The sequence below is a fragment of the Pseudooceanicola nanhaiensis genome, assembly GCF_020171315.1.
Classification (GTDB): domain Bacteria; phylum Pseudomonadota; class Alphaproteobacteria; order Rhodobacterales; family Rhodobacteraceae; genus Pseudooceanicola; species Pseudooceanicola nanhaiensis_A.
This window is the reverse complement of the sequence record NZ_JAIUZP010000007.1, coordinates 137,477-158,838: the sequence shown is the minus strand read 5'-3', so window position 1 is coordinate 158,838 and position 21,362 is coordinate 137,477. Positions and strand designations below refer to the sequence as shown.

Sequence of the window (21,362 nt, the reverse complement as noted above, 5' to 3'; positions counted from 1 at the left end):
GCGCGCGCCGGGACGCCGTCAGGCGGCCTCTGCTGCCGCCTGTGCCGCCGGGCTGCGCGGCGTCAGCAGCAGGAAGCTGCCCACGGCGAGGACGGCGGCGACGATCATGACGCAGGCCATCGGCAGGGCCGTGCCCTCCCCCGCCAGCCCCACCAGCGGAGACGCCACTGCGCCGAGGCAGAACTGCAGCGCGCCGAGCAGGGCCGAGGCCGTGCCCGCCGTGCGCGGCGTCTGGGAGATCGCCAAGGCACTGACGTTGCCGAGGATCAGGCCCAGCGAGGCCACCGTGCAGAAGATCGACGGCAGCATCAGCGCCGCGCCCGCCCCGGCCAGCACACAGGCCATGACCGCGAGCGCCCCGCAGGACATGGTCGTCAGGCCGATGGCCGCCAGCCGCTGCGGCGCCACGCGCCCCACGATCTTGGCCGAGACGGCGCTGACCACGACGATCCCGATGGCGTTGGAGCCGAAGGCCAGCGAGTACTGCACCGGCGACAGGCCGAGGATGCCCTGGAAGACGAAGGGCGAGGCGGAGATATAGGCGAACATCACCGCGAAGGCGAAGCCGACGGTCAGCGTGTAGCCGAGGTAGGACCGGTTCGTGATCACGGTGCCGATCCCCGTCCACAGGGCGCGGGCCCCGCCCGGGGTCCGGTTTTCGGCGGGCAGCGATTCCGTCACCTTGGTGAAGACACCGAAGAAGGACACTGCCGAGAGGATCGCCGTCACCACGAAGACCGCACGCCAGCCGGCAAGGCTGACGATGCCGGTCCCGATGATCGGGGCCAGCACCGGGGCCAGGCCGCCGATCATCATCATGATCTGCATCAGCCGCGCCGAGGCGCCCGCATCCGTCGTCCGGTCAGAGATGATCGCCCGGGCGATCACGACACCCGCCGCCCCGCCGAAGCCCTGCAGAAGCCGCAGCGCGATCAGCGTCTCGACGTTCGGGGCCATGGCGCAGGCAAGGCCCGCCACCACGGCCAGAGCCGTGCCCAGCAAAAGCGGGCGACGGCGGCCAAAGCTGTCGGACAGCGGCCCGATGAAGAGCTGCCCGAGGGCAAGGCCCACCATGAAGCCGGTGAGCGTCAGCTGCACCGTGCTGGCCCCGGTGGCGAGGTCTTCGGTCATCACCGGGAAACCCGGCAGGTACATGTCGGTCGCCAGCGGCGCCACGGCAGAGAGCAGCGCAAGCACGAGGATGGCAATGACGGGCAGCGGCGCGGGCGGTGCCGCGGAGCGGGAGGAGGCGTGAGGCATCGGTCGGTCCAAATCAGGCATCCCGGCGCGGTGGGGACCGGCCGGGAGGGGGAGGGGAGAATTCATATGCCCGCAATATGTATCGCATTGCGGTTCAGTGTATCGCTATGGTATTCACCTTCCCGCGAGCGGAGTCAACCGGCCCCGCCACGGAACGGGGGAGCCGATGACGGACAGTGAGAAGAGCGGCGAGAAAAGCGGCGGCATCCAGGTGATTGCCCGGGCGGCGGCGATCCTGCGCCTGATGGGCGATCATCCGCAGGGGCTCAGCCTCAGCGCAATCGCGGGCGAGGTCGGGCTGGCGCGTTCCACCGTGCAGCGGATCATCCATGCGCTCGAAATGGAGGGGCTGGCCGAGCCTTCGGGGCCCAGTGGCGGCTTTCGCCTCGGGCCGTCGCTGTCGCAGCTGGTCTACCGGCGGCAGATGGACATCGTGGGCGAGGTCCGTCCCCACCTCGAGGCGCTCTGCGCCGAACTGGGCGAATCGCTCTCGCTCTGCGGGATTTCCGGCGACAAGCTGAACACCCTCGACCGCGCCATCGCAGAGCAGCCGCTGCGCGTGGTCTTTCCCCTCGGCACCATCCCGCACCCGGTCTGGGTTCTGGCCCCCGGCCGCGCGATCCTGGCGGAATGGCCCGTGGCACGGGCCCGTGCCGTGCTTGCGCAGGACATGCCCCCCGACGAGGTCGAGGCGGAACTGGACATCCTCGCCGCCCAGCGGGACGGGGCGCTCGACAAGTACCAGATCAACGAGGGGCTGATCGCCTTCGCGGTGCCCCTGCGCACGCATATGGGGCTCTACTCCCTCGCCGCGATCCTGCCCACGCAGCGGGCCGAGCAGCGGGGCGATGACATCCTCGCCGCCCTGCGCCGCCGCCGGGACCTGATCGAGGCCTCCCTCGGAGCCGCTGGCGCAGACTGAAACCGCGAGAGGGCCTCGCGCGCTCCCAAGTTAGAGACGCCAGTCGCGTGCAGACCGCCCGGGCGCCCGCGGTCTCCCGTGCTGGCCCGTACCGCGGCGGCGCGGTATGACGGGGCAACAACCCCCGACCGGAGCCCCCATGCCCGACCTCTTTCGCTGGTCCCCAGAAACGGCCCTCTGCCTCGGGGCGCAGCCGGTCTCTGACGCGGACCCGGCCCCACTGGCCCGCGCGCTCTGTGCCCTGCGCGACGCGATCCGCGCGGAGGGAGAGATCCTCTGCGGTCCCGAAGGGATCTCGCTGCTGCCGCAGGGCACGCCCGGCTTCCTGCGCCTGCGCTCTGCCGGGACAACCGGGCAGCCCAAGACGATCCGGCGCAGCCACGGCAGCTGGATCGCCAGTTTCGAGGTCAATCGCCGCACCCTCTCCCTGACCACGGCAGACCGCACCGCCATCATGGGCGACCTTGCGCATTCGCTGGCGCTCTACGGCGCGGTGGAAGCGGCGCATATCGGAGCGGACCTGTATCAGCTGGCCGGGCTGCGGCCCCGGTCACAGGCGCAGGTCCTCTCTGACTGTGCCATCACCGTCCTCTACGCCACGCCGACGCATCTGCTGCACCTCGCCTCCACCGGGGCCGCGCTGCCCGCGTTGCGCCATATCCTCTGCGGCGGCGGACGGATGCCTGCGGGCCTGCGGGCCGCCGTGGCGCAGATGGCCCCGAACGCGGTCCTCCGGGAATTCTATGGCGCGGCCGAGACCAGCTTCATCGCCTGGGGCGACGGCGCCGGGCCCGAGGGCACGGTGGGCCGCGCCTACCCGGGTGTCGAGATCGAGATCCGTGGCGAGGGCGAGATCTGGGTCCGCAGCCCCTACATCGCCGAGGGCTACGTCGAGGGCGACAGTGCCGAGACCCGCCGCGAGGGCGGCTTCGTCACCGTGGGCGAGATGGGGCAGATGGATGCCGAGGGCTTCCTCACCGTCGCAGGCAGACGCAACCGTATGGTGACCATCGCGGGCCAGAACGTCTTTCCCGAGGATATCGAGGCGCTGCTGCTGGGAGAGCCCGACGTGACCGCCTGCGCCGTGGTCCCCCGCCCCGATGCCCTGCGCGGTGCGACCCTTGTCGCGGTGGTGGACGGCACGCCCGATCCGCTGCGCGAGGCCCGGCTGCTGGCGCTCTGCCGCACCTCGGTCGGGCCGCTGGCCGCGCCGCGCCGGATCGTGGCGCTCGCGGACTTTCCGCAGACCGTCTCAGGCAAGCCCGACCTGCGTGCCATCGCGGCCCTGCTGGAGGCGCCATGACCACCCACCTGATCGCCGCCCTGCGCAGCCCCGTTGCGCCCCGCGGCGGGGCACTTGCCCGCCTGAGCCCCCATGACCTTGCCGCCCCCGTACTGCGGGCCCTGCTGGCACAGGCCGGCGTCGCGGCGGAGGCGGTGGAGGAGGTCATCCTCGGCAATGCGCTCGGCGCGGGAGGCAACCCGGCGCGGCTGGTGGCGCTCGCCGCCGGGCTGCCGGAGCAGGTGGCGGGCCTGACGCTCGACCGGCAGTGCTGTGGCGGGCTGGACGCGCTGCTGCTGGGGCGGGCGCTGATCGACAGCGGGCAGGCGCAGGTCGTGGTGGCGGGCGGGGTCGAAAGCTACTCCCGCCGCCCCCTGCGGCTGCGCACCGATCCCAAGGGCGGCGCACCCCAGCCCTACGACCGGCCGCCCTTCACCCCCTTCCCCGAGCGCGATCCCGAGATGGACACCGCCGCCGACACCCTCGCCCGACAGTTCAGCCTGACCCGCGCCGCGCAGGATGATTGGGCCGTGGAGAGCCACGCCAAGGCCCGCGCCGCTTCACAGCGTCTGCTGGCGGAGATCACCCCGCTGGCCGGGCTGGACCACGACGCCTTCACCCGCCGCCTGACGCCTGCGCTCTGCGCGCGCGCGCCTGTCCTGACGGGCACGATCACGGCAGCCAATGCGGCGGTGGCGGCGGATGGCGCGGCGCTCTGCCTACTGGTGTCGGAGGACGTTGCCCGCCGCCTGCCCGATCCGGGCGTGATCCTGCGGGCGGGCCGGACGCTGGGCGATGCGCCGGACCTGCCCGGCCTCGCCCCCGTCGCGGCCATCGGGGCGGTGCTGGCAGAGGCGGGCTGTGCGGCCTCGACCCTCGCCGTGGCGGAGATCATGGAGGCCTATGCCGCGCAGGCCATGGCCTGTGTCACGGGCGCGAGCCTCGACCCGCTGGTCGTGAACCCCGGCGGCGGCGGGCTGGCGCGGGGGCATCCGGTGGGGGCCTCCGGCGCGGTGAACGCGGTGCGGCTGTTCCACGAACTGACGCCGAAGGCGCCCGGCGCAAAGGGCCTCGCCGCCATCGCCGCGGCGGGCGGGATCGGGACGGCGCTGCTGGTCGAGCGGGCCTAGAAGCCGCGGAAGCTGGCGTAGACCTCCTCGGCGTCGCGCTCCGTCCGGAAGCCGTTCACCGGCGCGGTCATATCCGCCTCGCCCAGGGCCAAGCCGCAGACGACCATCTCCTCCTCCGGCAGTTCCAGCACCTCGTGCACGAGGTCGCCGTAGTTCGCCAGCGCCCCGATCCCGCAGGTGGCCAGCCCCTGTTCCTCCGCCGCCAGCATCAGCGCCATCAGCGCCATGCCGAGGTCCATGAAACAGCCGCTGCCCATGTCGCGCCGGATCGTCATCACGATGCCCACGGGCGCGTCGAAGAAGCGGTAGTTGCGTTCGAACTGCACCCGGCGCCCGGGCAGGTCGCGTTTCTCGATGCCGAGCGCGGCATAGAGCGCGAAGCCCGCCGCCCGCTGCCGTGCCTTCAACTCCGCCGGCATGGGCTGCGGGAAATAGGAATATTCCGACACCATCGGCCGCCCCTCGGCGATGGCCGCCAGCAGCGCACCGGAGAGATCGGCCAGCGGCGCACCGGTCAGGGCATGGAACCGCCCCGGCTGGAGGTTCGCCCCGCTGGGGGCCTGCCGGGCAGAGGCGAGGATCGCCGCCACCGCATCCCGGGGCACGGGCCGGTCGGTGAAGGCCCGGACGGACCGGCGCCGGGCCAGAAGCGCCGCGGCGCCCGGCCCGCTCATGCCCGCGACAGCACGCTGGCGGGGCGCGCCTTGGCGAGGCTGGCGGTGATCAGCCCGGCCAGCACGGCCTTGATCAGGTCGCCGGGAATAAAGGCGGTGACCAGCAGCAGCGACTCAACGTACGTCTTACCCAGAACGATCGAGAGGCCCACGGCGCCGATCAGGTTCATCACCACGATGCCGCCGATGACCGAGGCCACGGCCCCGACAACGGCAAGGTTGCCGCGCCAGCGTTCCACGATCCAGCCGGTCACGAAGGCCGCGATCGGGAAGGCCACGAGGTAGCCTGCCGTCGGCGAGGCAAAGACGCCGAGGCCGCCACGCCCGCCCGCCAGCAGCGGCAGGCCAAGCGCCACGAGCAGCAGGAAGAGGATCACCGCAAGCGCCCCGCGCCGCGCGCCCAGAACGGTGCCGCAGAGCATGATGCCGAGGCTCTGCGCCGTGATCGGGACGCCGAAGGCGAGGGTGAATTTCGGGATGAAGCCGAGGCCGGCGATCAGCGCCGCGAAAAGGGCCACGAGGGCGATGCTACGTTCCATGGTCAGCCTTTCTGGTCAGTGTCAGGGATGGGGAGCACGCCGCCGCGCGCCTTCAGCGCGTCGGCCACGTGGTCTGCGTCGTCGATGGCAAGCGCCGCCAGCGGCATGACGATCTGCCAGCCCGGACGGCGGCGCGACCGGGCGCGCCATGCCTCCGAAAGCAGGCCGCCCTTGCGGGCAATGGCGGGGGTGAAACGGATCACGAGGGCGATGGAAATCTCCAGCGCCCGGGTCGAGAGCCCCAGCCTGCGGAAGGGCGCCAGCAAGACCGCCGCGACCTCGATCATGGCGGAGAGCCGGGTGGTCATGGTGACGAAATTCGCAAGCGCCACGGCGGCGAGCAGCCGCAGCGTCAGGGCCACGCCCGCCGCGACTTGCCCGGACAGCCCGTGCCAGAGCGCGATCAGCACGAGGAAGGGCCAGAGCGGCCAGAGCTGCCGGGCCCCCGCGCGGGCGAACCGCGCCCCGGCGGAGGCATAGAGCAGCGCCACGCCAAATGCCGAGGCACCGAGGATCGCGGGGTCCTCGGTGGCGAAGAGCGCCACGGTGGCCAGCGACATGAGCCCCAGCTTCAGCCCGGCGGGCCAGCGGTGGGCCCATGTCTCAACCGGCGAGGTGAGAGAGATCATCCGCGTCCCCCCAATGCCGCATCTGCGCCGTGAACCGCGCCAGCACCGGCGCGGCCGGGCCGTCTTCGCGCAGGGCGCCGCCCTCCAGCCAGATCACCCGGTCATAGCCCGCGAAACTCTCGGGATCGTGCGAGATCATGAGGATCCGCGCCTCGATCCGCGCCATGTGGCGCATCAGTTGGAGCCGCGTGGCGATGTCGAGGCCCGAGAAGGGCTCGTCCAGCACGATCCAGCGCGGCCCCATGACCAGCACCGCCATCAGGCAGACCAGCTGCTTCTGGCCCTGCGACAGGCTGTGGGTCGCGGCCGCGCGCCAGTGCAGCTTGTCGAAGCGGGTCAGGATAGCGGTGACCGCCGCGGCGGCCTCGGCCTTGCTGCGCCCCTGCTGGCGCAGGCCGAAGGTGATCTCCTCCTCCACCGTGGGGAAGATGATCTGGTGATCGGGGTTCTGGAACAGGATGCCCACCCGGTCGAGCGCGCCGCGCCGGTCCTTGGCCGGGTCGATGCCGGAAATCGTCACGCGCCCCGCCGTCGGGGCCTGCAAGCCCGCCACCACCCGGGCCAGCGTGGTCTTGCCGGAGCCGTTGCGCCCCACGATCCCGGTGCGCCGCGCCGTGATGTCGAGCGTCAGCGGGCCCAGCACGTCGCACCCGTCATGGGCCACGCGCAGGTCCTCCAGCCGCAACAGGTCATCCGGGCGATCAACGGGGGCCAAGACTGTCTCCTCTCCTCCCCCCTCGCGGGGGCCGGTTGCCCCTATAGACCAAAGCGGGCGCGGGGAGCAAAGCCAAAGCGCCGCAGCCCCGCCGGACGGGCGATTGCCAAGCGGGCCGGAACTTGCTTCTCTGCCGCGCAGGACGGGCCGCCCCTCCGGCCCGAAACCAGCAAGGATATTCGGATGCACTACGGTAAAGACCGCCCCTCGATCCTGCCGCACGACCCGTTCAAGGCGATCATCGCGCCCCGGCCCATCGGCTGGATCGGCACGCTGAACGCCGATGGCGTGCCCAACCTCGGGCCCTATTCCTTCTTTTCGGCGCTCGGCAACAACCCGCACCTGATCGGCTTCACCTCGGAAGGGCAGAAGCATTCCTACGTGAATGCCCGCGACCGGGGAGAGTTCACCTTCTCGCTGGCGACCGAGGCGCTGACCGACGCGATGAACATCTCCTCCGCCGCGGTGCCGGACGGGGCGAACGAGTTCGAGATGGCGGGCCTCGAACTGGGCAAAAGCATCGAGATCGCCACCCCCTTCGTGGCCGCCAGCCCCGCCGCGCTGGAATGCGTCACCGTTTCGGCCACGCAGTTGACCGACCGGCACGGCACCCCGATGGAGCGGTATTTCGTCATCGGCGAGGTGGTGCAGACCCACATCCGCGACGAGTACATCCGTGACGGGCGTTTCGACACCGCGGCGGCCCGGCCGATCGCCCGGATGGGCTACCGCGATTATGCCACCGTAACCGAGGCCTGGGAGCTGACCCGCCCCGACGACTGATCGCCGCTGCGGAAAATATGGCGGACGGGGCTGCGGCCGATTGGCCCTGTCCCGTCCGGTGCCGGGCCGCTATCCTCGCGCGGACAAGAGGAGCGCCGCGTGACCCGCCAAAGCCAGACGATTCAGAGCAAGAGATCTGGGCAGAGCAAGAGACCGGGCCCCTCGCGCACCCAGCAGCTCTACCTCGCTCTGCGGTCGGATATTCTGGGCGGTCGCACCCCGGCAGGGGCCAAGCTGCCGCCCGAAACAGAGCTGGCAGAACGTCACGGCCTGTCCCGCGTCACCGTCCGGCGCGCCCTGCAGAGCCTTGAGGCGGAGGGGCTGATCGACCGGCGTCACGGTCAGGGCACCTTCGTGGCGGAGCGGCCCGAGCCCGCCGTGCTCTCGGGGCCGATCGACGGCTTCCTGCAACAGGCCGACTGGCTGACCCGGAACACCGAGGTGCAGCTGATCTCGCTGGAGGAGGCGCTGCCGCCGCCCGAGGTCGCCCGCGCGATGGAGACCCCGCCCGAGACCCCCGCGCAGCATTCCGTGCGCCTGCGCCGCTTTCGCGGGGCGCCCTGTCTTCTGCTGGAAACATGGATGCCGGCGGGTCTGGCGGCCGAACTCGACGCGGCAGAGATCCGCGAGGGCTCGATCCAGCAGGGCCTGCGCCGGGCCGGAATCGCGTTGCAGGAAGTGGATTACACCGTTTCGGCGGTGAATGCCGACCCACGGCAGGCGGAGCTTCTGGACGTGCCCGTCTCCTCCGCGCTGCTGTCGATGGTCTGGATCTTCCGCGACCGCGACGGCCGCGTGGTTGAATACCAGTTCGCCTACGGGCGGCCGGAGTCCTACGTGCTGCGCACGAAACTCCGCCCGCCCGCCTGACTCAGCCCGAGACGAACTTGCGGTCGGCTTCCCACTGCTCGATGTCCACGCGCTCCAGCACGCCGACGATGGAGAGCGCCTCCAGTGGCTCGGGGATCGTGCCGGTTTCCTTCAGGCCCTTCAGGCAGGCCTCGTAGGCGGTGATCACGGTCATCAGCGCCATGCCCGGCGTGATGACGATCTTGTAGCCCATCTTCTGCAGCTCGAAGTTCGAGACGATGGGCGTCATGCCGCCGCGCACGATGTTGATCATGCAGGGGCCGTTCACCAGCTTGGGGATCGCCTCGACCTCTTCCATGGTCTCCGGCGCCTCGACGAAGCCGATATCCGCCCCGGCATCCAGCGCGGCATTCACCCGGCGCACCGATTCCTCGAAGCCCAGCTTGGCCCGCGCGTCAGAGCGCGCGATGATCAGGAAGTCCGGGTCCTGCCGGGCATAGACGGCGGCGCGGATCTTGCGGACGTATTCGTCCAGCGGCGCGATCTGCTTGTCGGCGAGGTGGCCGCACTTCTTGGGGAACTCCTGATCCTCGATGTGCAGACCGGCACAGCCGGTGGCCTCGAACTCGCGCACCGCATGGACCACGTTCAGCTCGTTGCCATAGCCGGTGTCGGCATCGGCGATCACCGGCACCTTCACGGCCTTCACCATGCGGCGCAGCACATCGGTGATCTCGGACATGGAGAGCAGGCCCAGGTCGGGCAGGCCAAGCGCGCCGGAGACCCCCGCGCCGGTCATGTAGACCGCCTCGAATCCCTGTTTCTCCACCAGCTTGGCCAGCAGCGCGTCATAGGCGCCGGGGGCAAAGACGGCCTGCCCGTCGCGGGCCAGAAGGGCGCGCAGCGCGCTTGTCGGTTTCGTCATGATCTTTCCTCGTCTGAAGTGAATTCTGCCAGCGGACCGGGGTCGATCCGCATCCAGGGGCGGGCGGCCTCGGCGGCCTCGAAATGGGCGCGGATTTCCTCGGCGCGGGCCATGGTGCGGGCCAGGTCGTCCTCGCCCTTGAGGAGCGCGTCTTTCTCGCCCGCCGGAATCTCGAAAGGGATGCGCTGCCCGCCGGGCGTGACGACGGCCTGCGCGGGCAGGTCGATGGTCAGCTGCATCGCAGGCTCCTGCTCGGCCCGGGCCATGAGCGCGTCATGCGCCGCCTTGCCGATGGCGACGGGCAGGATGCCGTTCTTGAGGCAGTTCTGCCGGAAGATGTCGCCGAAGCTCTGCGCGACCACGGCGCGGATACCGTAGCCCGCCAGCGCCCAAACCGCCGCCTCCCGCGAGGAGCCGCAGCCGAAGTTGCGCCCCGCCAGCAGGATCTCGGCACCCTCGGAGCCGGGGCGATCCAGCGTGCAGGCGGGATCGGGCGTACCGTCGGGCAGGCGCCGCAGCATCTCGAAGGCATAGGCCCCGAGGTCCTTGCGCGGCACGAGGACCAGCCGCTCGATGCGGATGACCATGTCGGTGTCGACGTGATCCCGCGGCAGGTAGCGCAGGGGCGAGGTGACAGTGTCGAAGGCTCTCATGCGCCTGCCTCCAGCGGGGCCGCGATATGCCCGGCAAGGGCCGATGCGGCGGCGATGACAGGGCTGGCGATATGGGTGCGCGCCCCCGGCCCCTGACGGCCCACGAAATTGCGGTTGGAGGTCGAGACACAGCGCGCGCCCGGCGGCACCGTCTCGCCATTGGCGGCAGAGCAGAGCGAACAGCCCGACTGGCGCCATTCGAACCCTGCCTCCGTGAACACCCGGTCAAGGCCCTCTGCCTCGGCCTGCAGCCGCACCTCGGTGGAGCCCGGCACGACCCAGGCGGTCAGCCCCTCGGCCACATGCCGGCCACGCACCACGGCGGCGGCATTGCGCAGATCCTCGATCCGCCCTCCCGCGCAGGACCCGATGAAGACCCAGTCCACCGGCAGATCGCCCGGCACCTGCCCCGGCATCAGCCCCATGTAGTCGAGCGCCGCCCGCATCAGCCTCTGGCGCGCCGGATCGGCCTCGGCCTCCGGGTCCGGGATCGGGGCGTCGATGGCCCCCACCAGTTCGGGCGTCGTGCCCCATGTCACCTGCGGGGCGATCTGGCTGCAATCGACCTCGCGCACGAGGTCGAAGGCGGCATCGGGATCGCTGTAGAGCGTGGCCCAGTCGGCCTTGGCCGCCTCCCATTGCGCGCCCGTGGGCGTGAAGGGGCGGCCTTCGAGATAGTCGAGCGTCTTCTGGTCCGGGGCGATGATTGCCACCTTGGCCCCCATCTCCAGCGTCATGTTGCAGAGCACCATCCGGTCCTCGATCCCCATGTCCGAGATCACGGGCCCGGCGAATTCCACTGCGGCGCCCGCCCCCGCCGCGGTGCCGTAACGCCCGATCAGCCAGAGGATCACGTCCTTGGCCCCCACGCCCGGACGCAGGTGACCGGTCAGCCGGTAGAGGTGCTGCTTCTGCGGCGCCTGGTAGAGCGTCTGGGTCGCCAGGACATGGGTCACCTCGGTCGATCCGATGCCCCAGGCGAGAGCGCCGAGCGCCCCATGCGTCGTCGTATGGCTATCGCCGCAGACGACAAGAAGGCCGGGCAGGATCAGCCCCTGTTCCGGCCCGACCACATGGGCGATGCCCTGCCCCCGCCCCATGAGGCGGAAGAGCGGAATGCCCTCCTGCGCGCAGAGCCGTTCCATCGTCGGGACGTAGCGTTCGCTGATCCGCGTGGTGACCGGCCCGCGCCCCGGCAGGGTCGAAACGGTGTGGTCGAGGATGGCGGGCGTCAGATCGGGGCGCAGCACATGCAGGTCGCGGGCCTCCATCTCTTCAAGGCTGATCACCCCCGCGAGGTCGTGCAGCAGGTGGCGATCCACATGCAGCAGGTCGCGCCCTTCCTGCGGCGCACCGATGACGTGCTGTGCCCATATCTTTTCGACCAGCGTGCGCGGTGGGGTCATGTTGCCAGATCCAGTGGTATTACTTTTAATACCTTAACTGAACGCTGCCCGGCGAGTCGCGTCAAATGAAACCGGCCTGCCGCGCAGCGGGACAGGGGCCGGGCCGCGGGAAATGCCCGGATCGCAGGCGGTTATTCCGCCGCCTTGCGGGCCTCCGGGGTCCAGGCGGCGGCATAGGTGGCGCTCACGGCCTCGGCCCCGGCGCCCAGGTCCACCGCCTGCCCGGCGGCCCGAAGCGCGCAGCCCAATGCGCCCAGAACCGACAGCACGGTTTCGAAGCGGGCCCGCGGGCCGGTGTGGTTCAGGCGCAGGATCCGCTCGGACCCGGGCCCGACGCCGGGCGCGGTGCCGGTTTCGATCAGCGCGGGATGGGCGCAGAGCAGGGCGGCGTCGATCCCCTCGGGCAGCCAGCCGCCGGTGACAAGGTTCGAGGCCTGCGCCCCGGGCACCCAGAGCGGCAGGCCCATCGCCTCCAGCCCGGCGCGCATCGCCTCACCGGCAAGCGTGTGGCGGGCGATCAGCGCCTCCAGACCCTCCGCCTCGACCGCGTCGAGCGTGGCCTCCAGTGCGTGAAACTCCAGCCCCGAGGGCATCCCCGGCAGGGCACCGCGGCCGGTCTCGATCCAGCCCTGTTTCAGGTCCTGCAGGCAGAGCGCAGACGGCGCAGCACCGGGCAGCGACATCGCGGCCCATGCCGCCGGGCTGATCGCGGCGACGGAAAGGCCCGCCTGCCCGCCCGGGGACTTCTGCATGCCCGTCACCACCACGTCGAGGCCGAGCGCATCCACATCGAGGGCATGCCCGCCGAAGGAGGCCACCGCATCCACCACCATCAGCGCACCTTGTGCCTTGGCGAAGGCCGCGATCTCCGGCAGCGGGTTCAGGATGCCGGTGGCCGATTCCGCATGCACCACCGCCACGAGATCAAACCCGGTGCCCGCCGCCTGCACCGCCTCGACCGTGATCGGCTTGCCCGGCGTGGCGCGCAGGTCTGTGACATCGCTGCCGCCGCGCCGTAGCCATTCGCCGAACCACGCGCCATAGGGGCTGCTGACGATATTCAGCGCCCTGAGGCCCGGACGCGCCAGAGAGGAGGCCGCCGCCTCCAGCGCGATCACCGCCTCGCCCTGCACCAGAACCACGTCATTCGCGGTCTTCATCAGGGCCGCCACCCGGTCGGCCAGCGGAGCGAAGCCGCTGGCGGGATAGGTGGGCGCCTGCGGGAAGGGGGACCATGTCATGGGGCTGTCTCCTGCCGGATCAGATCGGAACGACGCCACCGAAGGCGCCGTCATTGTAGACCAGCGGCGCCGGGTCGGTGCCCGCGTCGATGGCGACGACACGGCCCACGAGGATCGCATGGGTCGCGCTGTCGATTTCCTGCTCCAGCACGCAATCGAAGGAGGCGAGCGCCCCGGCCAGCACCGGCGCGCCCGAGACCCGCTGCACCCAGTCCACCGCGCTGAACCTGTCCTCGCCCTTCAGCCCGCCGCGCCCGGCAAAGAGGCCCGCGACATCGGTCTGGGCGGCAGAAAGGAAGTTGACGCAGAACACGCCGCCCGCACGCAGGATCGGCAGCGCACTGCTGTCTCGGTGGACGCAGGCCAGCACCATCGGCGGCGTGTCGGAGAGCGAGCAGACCGCGGTGACGGTGACGCCCGCCCGGTCCCCGGGCAGCCCGCCGGTGACGATGGCCACGGCACTGGCCGGACGGCGCATGGCACTGCGGAAGGCCTGCGCGTCGATCGAGGGATGGGGCAGTTCGGCGGTCATGGCAGCGGTCATTTCGGGGGCTCCTGCGTCAGGCTGTCGTCCGGGAAGCCGGTCAGCCAGCGGTGAATGGCAGAGAGATGCAGCCGCATGGCCGCCTCTGCCCGGGCTGGCTCCCGGTCGCGGATCGCGTCGAGAATCATCTGGTGGTGGTCGAAGCCCGTCTCCTGCGTGAAGGCGGGCAGCAACATGCGGAAGGTATCGTCGCGGGTCAGATCAGTGAGCAGTTCGACGACGAAATAGGCCAGCGAATTGCGGCTGGCCCGGGCGATGAGGCAGTGAAAGGCGATATCCGCCTCAAGGTCGAAGGCGGTCTGGCCGGTGTCGGCGTGGATCCGGGCGAGCTGCTCGATCTCCCCCGGAGAGGCCCGCAGCGAGGCGAGCCTTGCGAGGTCCGGTTCGAACATCAGGCGCAGTTCCCACATCTCGACCGGGTTGGTGCCATGAAGCAGCGCCTGCCTCTGATCGGCCACGTCTTCGCGCCGTTCGCGCGCGGGCAGCGCCGGCAAGTCGCCCGCGTCGCGCAGCACGGCCAGCGCCCGGCGCAGCATGTAGCGGTTTTCCCCCAGCGTCTCGGCCAGACGGCGTTCACTTGGCAGGCGCTTCAGCCCGGTGACGTGACTCCGCAGACGCTCTACCAGCTGGTCCAGCCTCGGTTCGGAAACCTGTGTCTGATCTGTCATCGCGGCTCCAATGGGGTGTTCCCCGTCAGGCAACCATGCCGCCCGAGCCGCTGTCAACCAAATGCGTCATTGGTTGACGCTGGTTGGCGAGAATCACGACAACCAGAGCGCGTTTTGCTTTCAATTCCAGCAGCGCGCCCGGTTGGCCCCCTGCCGCGGGAATTTGCTCAAAATCGCGCCAGACCCGGGTCAGATCCGTGATTACCTCAGAAAATCATGGCATCCAATGGCGAGGCCCGCAGTCATCTTTGCCCGAAAAACGCCCGAACACGGCCCGCCCAACGGCCATTTGGTTGAGAGAGGTTCATGCGATGGTTGACACAAATCATGATTCTGGGCTGCGATGGTTGAGACGACGGCCACCTCCTCCCCCGGCCGCAGACCTCTCCAAATTTCCGAAAGAACAGGGCTCAACAGATGGACGGTACATTCGCAAGCCTGAAGGGCGGCGCGGCGCACGCGCTCAAGACCGGGGACGAGTTCATCTCGTCGCTCGATGACGGGCGGCAGCTCTGGGTGAAGGGGCGCAAGATCGACCACGTGATGGATGTCCCCGCACTGGCGGCAGGCATCAAGCTGATGGCCTCCATGTTCGACGACCAGTTCACCGAGGAGCATTCCTACGCCACCACCTGCCTCGATCCCAAGACCGGCAAGATCGTCGGCCGCTCGTGGCAGGAGCCCAAGACGGTGGACGAGATGATCGGCCGCCGGAAGATGATCGAATTCACCTCGCGCCGGACGGCGGGCACCTTCGGGCGGCCCATCGACCTGGGCCCGACGATCGCCATCGGCATCGCGGCGAATGCCCATGAATTCAAGGGCGTGAAGTCCTCCTTCGACGAATGCCAGCCCGACTTCTTCGAGAACGTGCAGGAATATGTCGAATACGGCCGCCTGAACTCGATCACCTGCGCAGAAAGCCTGACCGGCCCGCAGAACGACCGCTCCTCGCCCATGGCGCAGGCGGCATCCCTGCTGAAGGTGAAGAAGGTGACCAAGGAGGGCGTCTATATCTCGGGCGCGAAATCCGTGGGTTCCATCGCGGCGCAGACCAACGAGATCTTCTTCACCAACCTCGGCTATCCGGGCACCCCGCCCGAGGCCTGCATCTGGGGTTCGGTTCCGATCAATTCCGACGGCATCAAGCTGGTCAGCCGCGAAATGCTGAGCCAGCCGGAGGAAGACCCCTTTGACCACCCGCTGACCCACAAGGGCGAGGAAGCCGATCAGCTGGTGATCTTCGACAACGTCTTCGTGCCCAAGAACCGGATCTTCAACCTCGGCGACCAGAACGTGCTGGCCCTGTCCGGCAAGGCGACCCTCTGGGCGCATTGGCACGTGCTGACCCGGATCAAGGTGAAGTCCGAGATCTTCGTGGGCTGTGCGCAGCTGATCACTGAGATCCTCGGCACCGACCAAATCCCCGCCGTGCGCGCCATGCTGGGCGACATCGTGGAATACAACCGCGTGCTGGAGGCCTGCATCGTCGCGGCCGAGGCCAACGCCAAGCCCACCGCCATGGGCACCATGGCGCCCGACGTGTCGATGATCACCGCCGGCCGGCTGCATTCGATCCGCCACTACCCGCAGATCGTGCACACCCTGCAGGAAATGTGCGGCCAGGGCCTCGTCATGCGGTTCGGCAAGGACAGCTTCAACAACCCCGACATCAAGCACCACCTCGAGGAGCTTCTGCCGGGCAAGGGCGTGTCGGGGATGCAGAAGGAACAGCTGATGAACTTCATCTGGGATCTCACCTGTTCCTCCCTCGCGGGCCGCGTCGCGCTCTTCGAGAACGTGAACGCCAGCCCCGCTCCGCGCCTGCGCGAGCGTCTTTTCAACGAATTCGACCGCACCCCGATGACCGGGCTGGTGCGGGAACTGGCCGCGCTCGACTTCTGAGCGCGCCCGAAGGGAACAAGTGCGCCCCGCGCAACGTCGCGGGGCATCGTTACAGATAAAGGGGACAGAGAATGGCAACCCAACTTGAAATGGTGAAGGTCTTCACCAAGCAACTGGAACTCTGCAAGGTGAAGCCGCACGAGACGGTGATCGTGCTGACGGAGGGCGACATCCGCGCCGATTACGGCGAGGCCTTCCTGCTGGCGGCCCGCGAGATGGGCGCGAACAGTTTCCTGATCAACGTGCCGCTGCGCGAGACCCGGGTGATGAAGTCGATGGTCGGCCGCACCGCCATCGCGGGCAACCTGCCGGTGATCGACACGCTGAAGAAGGCCGACATCGTCATCGACCTGATGGGGATGCTCTTCTCCCACGAGCAGAACGAGATCTGCGCCACCGGCACGCGGATGCTCTTCGTGCGCGAACCCTTCGACATCCTCGCCCAGAACATGCCCTCGCCGGAGCTGCGCGCGCGCGTCGAATACGGTGAGAAACTGCTGGGCGCGGCCAAGACCATGCACATCACCTCGGACAACGGCACCGACGTGACCTACGAACTGGGCCAGTATCGCGTCATGACGCAATATGGCTACACCGACGAGCCGGGCCGCTGGGACCACATGGGCACGGGGCAGGTCCTCAGCCAGGGGGTCGACGGCAAGGTGAACGGCAAGGTCGTCATCGCGCCCGGCGATGCCATCGTCGCCTTCAAGCGTCACGTGGAGCGCCCGGTCGAGCTGACGATCCGCGACGGCTATGTCACCTCCATCGACGGCGAAGGCATCGATGCCGCGATGATGAAGGACTTCATGGACAGCTACAACGACCCGCGGGCCTATGCGATCAGCCACATCGGCTGGGGTCTGCTGCCCTCGGCCAAGTGGTATTCCAACATCATCACCAAGACCCGCGACGCCGAGATCGGCGTGAACATGCTGTCATGGCACGGCAACGTGCTGTTCTCGCTCGGGCCGAACACGGAACTGGGCGGCAACAATGACACCGCCTGCCACCTCGACATCCCGCTGCGCCGGCACACGCTGAAGCTCGACGGGCAGACCATCGTCGAGAACGGAAAGATGATGATCCCCGAAATGGCCGCCTGAGGGCCATGACATGAGCAGCGATGCCGCCATCGTCGAGACCGATGCCGCGGAGGGCCTGCCGCCCTCCGCCCGTCCTTCCGGCCGTCCTTCCGGCCGCCCCTCTTCCGGCAGCTGGGAGCTTCAGCGCCGGCGCCTGACGCTGGCGCTCATGGCGCTGCCGATGATCTGCATGGCGCTCTTCTTCCTCGCGCCGCTCTTCACCCTGCTCTGGATGAGCTTCGGCGGCTGGTCGGGCGAGGGCTTCACCCTCGTCCACTTCCGCGGGGTGGTCGAGCCGGTCTACCTCCGGCTGCTCTACTTCACGCTGCGGCTCGCCTTCTTCACCACGCTGGCCTGCGCCCTGCTGGCCTATCCCATCGCCTACCTGATGGTGAACCTGCCGGGCCGCTACGCGCAGGCGATGGCGATCACGCTCTTCATCTCGCTCTGGCTCAGCTTCCTGGCGCGGACCTTCGCGTGGATCATCATCCTGCAACGCAACGGGGTGGTGAACACGATCCTCCAGACCGTCGGCATCACCTCCGGCCCGCTGGAACTGGTCTACAACGAAGTCGGCGTCTACATCGGGATGATCCACATCCTGCTGCCCTTCATGGTGATCACCCTGATCCCCAGCATGAAGGCGATCGACCCGGCCTATGTGCGCGCCGCGCTCTCGCTGGGGGCCAAGCCTTTCCAGGTCTTCTACCAGGTCTATGTGCCGCTTTCCCTCCCCGGCCTCGTGGCCGGGTCGATGCTGGTCTTCACGCTGGCCTTCGGCTTCTTCGTGACGCCCGCGATCCTCGGCGGGGGGCGGACGCCCACCATCGTGCTGGCGGTGCGCGACCAAATCCAGAAGCTGGGCGATCTCGAACTGGCCGCCGCGACCTCGATGGTGCTGCTGTTGATCTGCCTCGTCCTTCTGCTCATCTACGACCGCATCGCGGGCGTGGACAAACTCTTCGACAAGGGGCGCTGAGATGGACCTGCTGCTTGGACCGAACGGCCGCCGCGCCCTGAAAATCTATGGCTGGATCATGCTCTTCGTGGTGATCCTTCCGGTCCTGATCCTCGTGCCGATCTCCTTCGGCTCGGGCAAGGCGCTGACGCTCACGCCCAACAGCTGGTCGCTGGAATGGTATCGCAACCTGCTGAGCGACCGGCGCTGGATGCGGGCGGCCTCGCTCTCCTTCCAGGTGGCGCTGGTGACGACGCTCTTTGCCACCGTCCTCGGCGTGGCGGCGGCGATCGGCATCTCGCGCATCCGGGGCCGACTGGGCAACGCGCTGAAGATCTTCTTCATCGCGCCCATGATCGTGCCGCTCATGGTGATCGGCGTCGGCTACTACGTGATCTTTGCCAAGCTGCGCCTGCTGGGCCAGATCGCACCGCTCTCGGTGGCCCATGCCATGGTCGTGCTGCCCTTCGTGGTCATGCCGGTGATGTCGCGGCTGGCCAGCCTCGACCCGGCGCTGGAACGGGCCTCTGCCTCGCTCGGCGCGAATGTCTGGCGCACGCTTGGGCTGGTGACGCTGCCGCTTCTCGTGCCCGCGATCATCGCCTCGGCGGTCTTCGCCTTCATCTTCTCCTTCGACGAGGTGGTGCTGGCGCAGCTCCTTGCAGGGCCCCGGTTCGAGACCCTGCCGCGCAAGATCTGGGAGGAGATCACCCAGAACGGCCTCGACAAGACGATTACCGCGATCTCCTCGCTGCAGCTCTTCCTCGTGCTGGCCTTCGTGGCGGCGCAGGCGCTGTGGTCGAAAGTCCGGGCGCGCCGGGCCCTCGTGGCCGCGCCCAGAGCCCGTTCGCTCTCGGCCGCGGCGGTGCCGGGCGCGACGGCCGCCGGGGCCCTTGCAGGCTCCCCTTCCCCGCAGACGGCCCCGGCGGCCCCTTCCCTCCCGCGTGAAAGGCTCCCCTTCATGTCCGACACTTCGACCGGCCGCGACAGCCAGCACGGCTTTGGCATCACCTTCCACCGCATGTCCAAGTTCTACGACGGCAAGGCCGCCGTGGAGGATGTGAGCCTGAAGGTCGAGCCGGGCGAATTCGTGACCATCCTCGGGCCCTCCGGGTCCGGCAAGACGACGCTCTTGATGCTGATCGCGGGGTTCACGCAGGCCGATGCCGGGCACCTCCTGCTGGGCAAGCGCGACATCTCCCTCGTGCCGCCGCATCAGCGCGATATCGGCGTCGTGTTCCAGAGCTACGCGCTCTTCCCGCATATGAACGTCGCCCGCAACGTGGCCTACCCGCTGCGCGCCCGCGGCATGTCGAAGGACGAACAGGCCCGCCGCATCAAATGGGCACTGAGCCGGGTGCACATGGAGGATTACGCCGAGCGCCGGATCACCCAGCTGTCCGGCGGCCAGCAGCAGCGCGTCGCCCTGGCCCGCGCCATCGCCTTCGATCCCCGCGCCCTGCTGATGGACGAACCGCTGGCGGCGCTGGACCGGAACCTGCGCGTCGACATGCAGGGCGAGATCCGCAGCCTGCAACGCAGCCTCGGCCAGACCGTCGTCTTCGTGACCCACGATCAGGAAGAGGCGATGAACATGTCCGACCGCGTCGCGGTGATGAACGACGGCAAGCTGCAGCAGGTCGCCACGCCGCGCGATCTCTACCTCTCGCCGGCCAACTCCTTCGTCGCGGGCTTCTTCGGGGAATCGAACCTCTTTGCCGGCACCGGGACGGGTACGACGCTGGCCGCCACCGGCGGGCGGCTGCCGTTGCCCACGGCGCAGTCCGGCGCCTCCGTTCTCTGCGTCCGCCCCGAGGTGATCCGCCTCGACGATGCACAGGCCCCGGACTGGGCGCTGCCCGGCCGGGTGACAGATGCCCGCTTCCTCGGGTCGACCCTTCGGATCGAGCTCGACAGCCCGATGGGCACGGTCATCGCAACGCAACCCATCGACGGGCAGAGCACGGCCCCCGCGCCCGGGCGCGAGATGTCGATCTCCTGGGCCCCGCAGATGAGCCACGTGATGGCGGCCTGAGGCCGTCCTGCCGGGCGCGGTCCCTTGGCTGCGCCCGTTCTCCCCGGTGCGAGACCTCCCAGAAGGGTCCGGCCGTTCCTCCTCCTCAAACAACAGGGATAGGACTATGAAATTCAAGGGAATGTCACGCCGCGAACTGCTGGCCGGCCTTGCTGCCACGGGTGCCGGCTCTCTCGTCGGGACCGGACTGCGCGCGCAGGACGTGGCCGAGATCCTCAAGGGCGACGGCCATGTGGTCGTCTGCACCTGGGGCGGCCATTACACAGACGTCATGGACCAGATCTGGTTCTCCAAGTTCACCGACGCCACCGGCATCACCACCTCCGCCACCGCGATCCCGGACATGTCCAAGCTCGAAGTGATGGACAAGGTGAACAACGTGGAGTGGGACCTGATCGACACCGAGGGCACCCAGATGCTCGTCGCGATCGAGAAGGACCTGCTGGAGCCGATCGACTATGACCTGATCTTCTCGGTCGTGCCCAAGGAGCAGATCGACCCCAAGGTGATGAAGGAATACGGCATCGGCTCGGTCGCCTTCTCCACCTGCATCGGCTGGAACCCCAAGACCATCGGCGAGGAAGGCCCGCAGAGCTGGCAGGAGCTGTTCGACGAGTCGAAGTTCAAGGGCCGTCTCGGGCTCTATGCCCAGCCCCGCCCCACCTTCGAGATCGCCCTGATGGCCGCCGGTGTGCCCAAGGACGAGATCTACCCGATCAGCATCGACGAGGCCTTCGAGGCCTGCGACGCGATCAAGGACAAGGTGGACCTCTGGGTCGAGCGCACCTCGCAGTGGGGCGTGCTGATGGAATCGGGCGAAGTGGACCTCTGCGGTGCCTCGCTCAGCCGTCTGGTGACCGGCCGCAAGGAAGGCTACTTCGACTTCAACTTCAACCAGGCCATCGTCGAGCAATCCTACTGGACCGTTCCCAAGAACGCGCCCGGCAAGGAAGACGCCATGAAGCTGATCGCCTGGATGATGCAGGCGGAAGGGATGCGCGAATACGCATCGCAGATGCCCTACACGATGGCCAATACCTCGATCTACGACGCGATCCCGGAAGAGCACGCCAAGACGCTGCCAGGCTATCCCGCCAACGCCGAGAAGAACATGAACATCGACGAGACATGGTGGGGCGCGAACGCCGAAGAGGTGCGCACCCGCTGGCTCGACTGGATGTCGTCGTAAGCCTCACAC

General features: G+C 68.9%; 21 protein-coding genes. 10 read left to right on the top strand and 11 right to left on the bottom strand.

The annotated features are described in order from the left end of the window. Positions 1–18: 18 nt before the first annotated feature. Positions 19–1,260 carry a multidrug effflux MFS transporter gene (locus LCM32_RS13150; RefSeq protein WP_224821538.1) on the bottom strand — a complete coding sequence of 414 codons (1,242 nt, stop codon included), beginning with the start codon at positions 1,258–1,260 and terminating at the stop codon, positions 19–21. Positions 1,261–1,426: 166 nt separating this feature from the next. On the opposite strand from LCM32_RS13150, the gene LCM32_RS13145 reads away from it, so the two are divergent. The 3 genes from LCM32_RS13145 to LCM32_RS13135 all read left to right on the top strand — a co-directional run bounded on the left by LCM32_RS13145 (position 1,427) and on the right by LCM32_RS13135 (position 4,594). After that, the gene (locus LCM32_RS13145; RefSeq protein WP_224821537.1) at positions 1,427–2,182 is read left to right on the top strand and encodes an IclR family transcriptional regulator; all 756 of its coding nucleotides are present in this window, start codon (positions 1,427–1,429) and stop codon (positions 2,180–2,182) included. 139 nt (positions 2,183–2,321) lie between these two features. After that, entirely contained in the window at positions 2,322–3,485 is a 1,164-nt protein-coding gene (locus LCM32_RS13140; RefSeq protein WP_224821536.1) for an AMP-binding protein, read from the top strand. Beyond that, entirely contained in the window at positions 3,482–4,594 is a 1,113-nt protein-coding gene (locus tag LCM32_RS13135) for a thiolase family protein (protein ID WP_224821535.1), read from the top strand. The genes LCM32_RS13140 and LCM32_RS13135 overlap by 4 nt, the downstream gene beginning before the upstream one ends. Here the strand turns inward: LCM32_RS13135 and LCM32_RS13130 are convergent. Genes LCM32_RS13130 through LCM32_RS13115 form a run of 4 tightly spaced genes read right to left on the bottom strand, consistent with a single transcriptional unit; the run spans position 4,591 to position 7,151 of the window. Next, positions 4,591–5,268 carry a nitroreductase gene (locus tag LCM32_RS13130; RefSeq protein WP_224821534.1) on the bottom strand — a complete coding sequence of 226 codons (678 nt, stop codon included), beginning with the start codon at positions 5,266–5,268 and terminating at the stop codon, positions 4,591–4,593. The genes LCM32_RS13135 and LCM32_RS13130 overlap by 4 nt on opposite strands. Continuing rightward, on the bottom strand, positions 5,265–5,807 hold the full coding sequence (locus LCM32_RS13125; RefSeq protein ID WP_224821533.1) for a biotin transporter BioY: 543 nt from the start codon (positions 5,805–5,807) through the stop codon (positions 5,265–5,267). Before LCM32_RS13125 ends, LCM32_RS13130 begins: the two co-directional genes overlap by 4 nt. Before the next feature lie 2 nt (positions 5,808–5,809). Next, positions 5,810–6,436 (bottom strand): CbiQ family ECF transporter T component, encoded by a 627-nt coding sequence (locus tag LCM32_RS13120; RefSeq protein WP_224821532.1) that lies wholly within the window; start codon positions 6,434–6,436, stop codon positions 5,810–5,812. Then, positions 6,411–7,151, bottom strand: a complete 741-nt coding sequence (locus LCM32_RS13115; RefSeq protein WP_224821531.1) for an energy-coupling factor ABC transporter ATP-binding protein — start codon at positions 7,149–7,151, stop codon at positions 6,411–6,413. Before LCM32_RS13115 ends, LCM32_RS13120 begins: the two co-directional genes overlap by 26 nt. A gap of 183 nt (positions 7,152–7,334) precedes the next feature. Here LCM32_RS13115 and LCM32_RS13110 point away from each other — a divergent pair, with 183 nt between their 5' ends. Then, positions 7,335–7,934, top strand: a complete 600-nt coding sequence (locus tag LCM32_RS13110) for a flavin reductase family protein (protein WP_224821530.1) — start codon at positions 7,335–7,337, stop codon at positions 7,932–7,934. 99 nt (positions 7,935–8,033) lie between these two features. Further along, entirely contained in the window at positions 8,034–8,804 is a 771-nt protein-coding gene (locus LCM32_RS13105; protein WP_224821529.1) for a GntR family transcriptional regulator, read from the top strand. 1 nt (position 8,805) lies between these two features. Here LCM32_RS13105 and LCM32_RS13100 read toward each other — a convergent pair whose 3' ends face one another. The 6 genes from LCM32_RS13100 to LCM32_RS13075 all read right to left on the bottom strand — a co-directional run bounded on the left by LCM32_RS13100 (position 8,806) and on the right by LCM32_RS13075 (position 14,181). Next, entirely contained in the window at positions 8,806–9,669 is an 864-nt protein-coding gene (locus tag LCM32_RS13100) for an isocitrate lyase/PEP mutase family protein (protein ID WP_224821528.1), read from the bottom strand. Continuing rightward, complete coding sequence (gene leuD / locus LCM32_RS13095) at positions 9,666–10,322, bottom strand: 3-isopropylmalate dehydratase small subunit (RefSeq protein ID WP_224821527.1); 657 nt, start codon at positions 10,320–10,322, stop codon at positions 9,666–9,668. Before leuD ends, LCM32_RS13100 begins: the two co-directional genes overlap by 4 nt. Then, positions 10,319–11,728 (bottom strand): 3-isopropylmalate dehydratase large subunit, encoded by a 1,410-nt coding sequence (locus LCM32_RS13090; protein ID WP_224821526.1) that lies wholly within the window; start codon positions 11,726–11,728, stop codon positions 10,319–10,321. The genes leuD and LCM32_RS13090 overlap by 4 nt, the downstream gene beginning before the upstream one ends. A gap of 131 nt (positions 11,729–11,859) precedes the next feature. Then, positions 11,860–12,969, bottom strand: a complete 1,110-nt coding sequence (locus LCM32_RS13085; RefSeq protein ID WP_224821525.1) for a pyridoxal-phosphate-dependent aminotransferase family protein — start codon at positions 12,967–12,969, stop codon at positions 11,860–11,862. Positions 12,970–12,988: 19 nt separating this feature from the next. Further along, positions 12,989–13,513 (bottom strand): flavin reductase family protein, encoded by a 525-nt coding sequence (locus tag LCM32_RS13080; protein WP_224821524.1) that lies wholly within the window; start codon positions 13,511–13,513, stop codon positions 12,989–12,991. Further along, complete coding sequence (locus LCM32_RS13075; protein ID WP_224821523.1) at positions 13,510–14,181, bottom strand: FadR/GntR family transcriptional regulator; 672 nt, start codon at positions 14,179–14,181, stop codon at positions 13,510–13,512. The genes LCM32_RS13080 and LCM32_RS13075 overlap by 4 nt, the downstream gene beginning before the upstream one ends. 417 nt (positions 14,182–14,598) lie before the next feature. Between LCM32_RS13075 and LCM32_RS13070 the strand changes: the two genes are divergently transcribed. The 5 genes from LCM32_RS13070 (at position 14,599) to LCM32_RS13050 (ending at position 21,353) form a co-directional block, all read left to right on the top strand. Then, positions 14,599–16,086, top strand: coding sequence for a 4-hydroxyphenylacetate 3-hydroxylase N-terminal domain-containing protein (locus tag LCM32_RS13070; RefSeq protein WP_224821522.1), 1,488 nt, complete (start codon positions 14,599–14,601; stop codon positions 16,084–16,086). 71 nt (positions 16,087–16,157) lie between these two features. Then, complete coding sequence (locus LCM32_RS13065; RefSeq protein ID WP_224821521.1) at positions 16,158–17,192, top strand: leucyl aminopeptidase; 1,035 nt, start codon at positions 16,158–16,160, stop codon at positions 17,190–17,192. A gap of 10 nt (positions 17,193–17,202) precedes the next feature. Next, positions 17,203–18,150 carry an ABC transporter permease gene (locus LCM32_RS13060; RefSeq protein ID WP_224821520.1) on the top strand — a complete coding sequence of 316 codons (948 nt, stop codon included), beginning with the start codon at positions 17,203–17,205 and terminating at the stop codon, positions 18,148–18,150. A gap of 1 nt (position 18,151) precedes the next feature. Further along, on the top strand, positions 18,152–20,164 hold the full coding sequence (locus LCM32_RS13055) for an ATP-binding cassette domain-containing protein (protein WP_224821519.1): 2,013 nt from the start codon (positions 18,152–18,154) through the stop codon (positions 20,162–20,164). A 106-nt stretch (positions 20,165–20,270) separates the two neighbouring features. Beyond that, complete coding sequence (locus LCM32_RS13050; RefSeq protein WP_224821518.1) at positions 20,271–21,353, top strand: extracellular solute-binding protein; 1,083 nt, start codon at positions 20,271–20,273, stop codon at positions 21,351–21,353. Positions 21,354–21,362: the final 9 nt, after the last annotated feature.

Coding starts and splice junctions, on each gene's coding strand:
- LCM32_RS13050 (WP_224821518.1), top strand. CDS start 20,271: ATGAAATTCAAGGGAATGTCACGCCGCGAACTGCTGGCCGGCCTTGCT.
- LCM32_RS13060 (WP_224821520.1), top strand. CDS start 17,203: ATGAGCAGCGATGCCGCCATCGTCGAGACCGATGCCGCGGAGGGCCTG.
- LCM32_RS13125 (WP_224821533.1), bottom strand. CDS start 5,807: ATGGAACGTAGCATCGCCCTCGTGGCCCTTTTCGCGGCGCTGATCGCC.
- LCM32_RS13120 (WP_224821532.1), bottom strand. CDS start 6,436: ATGATCTCTCTCACCTCGCCGGTTGAGACATGGGCCCACCGCTGGCCC.
- LCM32_RS13065 (WP_224821521.1), top strand. CDS start 16,158: ATGGCAACCCAACTTGAAATGGTGAAGGTCTTCACCAAGCAACTGGAA.
- LCM32_RS13110 (WP_224821530.1), top strand. CDS start 7,335: ATGCACTACGGTAAAGACCGCCCCTCGATCCTGCCGCACGACCCGTTC.
- leuD (WP_224821527.1), bottom strand. CDS start 10,322: ATGAGAGCCTTCGACACTGTCACCTCGCCCCTGCGCTACCTGCCGCGG.
- LCM32_RS13150 (WP_224821538.1), bottom strand. CDS start 1,260: ATGCCTCACGCCTCCTCCCGCTCCGCGGCACCGCCCGCGCCGCTGCCC.
- LCM32_RS13075 (WP_224821523.1), bottom strand. CDS start 14,181: ATGACAGATCAGACACAGGTTTCCGAACCGAGGCTGGACCAGCTGGTA.
- LCM32_RS13145 (WP_224821537.1), top strand. CDS start 1,427: ATGACGGACAGTGAGAAGAGCGGCGAGAAAAGCGGCGGCATCCAGGTG.
- LCM32_RS13130 (WP_224821534.1), bottom strand. CDS start 5,268: ATGAGCGGGCCGGGCGCCGCGGCGCTTCTGGCCCGGCGCCGGTCCGTC.
- LCM32_RS13055 (WP_224821519.1), top strand. CDS start 18,152: ATGGACCTGCTGCTTGGACCGAACGGCCGCCGCGCCCTGAAAATCTAT.
- LCM32_RS13090 (WP_224821526.1), bottom strand. CDS start 11,728: ATGACCCCACCGCGCACGCTGGTCGAAAAGATATGGGCACAGCACGTC.
- LCM32_RS13100 (WP_224821528.1), bottom strand. CDS start 9,669: ATGACGAAACCGACAAGCGCGCTGCGCGCCCTTCTGGCCCGCGACGGG.
- LCM32_RS13070 (WP_224821522.1), top strand. CDS start 14,599: ATGGACGGTACATTCGCAAGCCTGAAGGGCGGCGCGGCGCACGCGCTC.
- LCM32_RS13140 (WP_224821536.1), top strand. CDS start 2,322: ATGCCCGACCTCTTTCGCTGGTCCCCAGAAACGGCCCTCTGCCTCGGG.
- LCM32_RS13080 (WP_224821524.1), bottom strand. CDS start 13,513: ATGACCGCTGCCATGACCGCCGAACTGCCCCATCCCTCGATCGACGCG.
- LCM32_RS13085 (WP_224821525.1), bottom strand. CDS start 12,969: ATGACATGGTCCCCCTTCCCGCAGGCGCCCACCTATCCCGCCAGCGGC.
- LCM32_RS13135 (WP_224821535.1), top strand. CDS start 3,482: ATGACCACCCACCTGATCGCCGCCCTGCGCAGCCCCGTTGCGCCCCGC.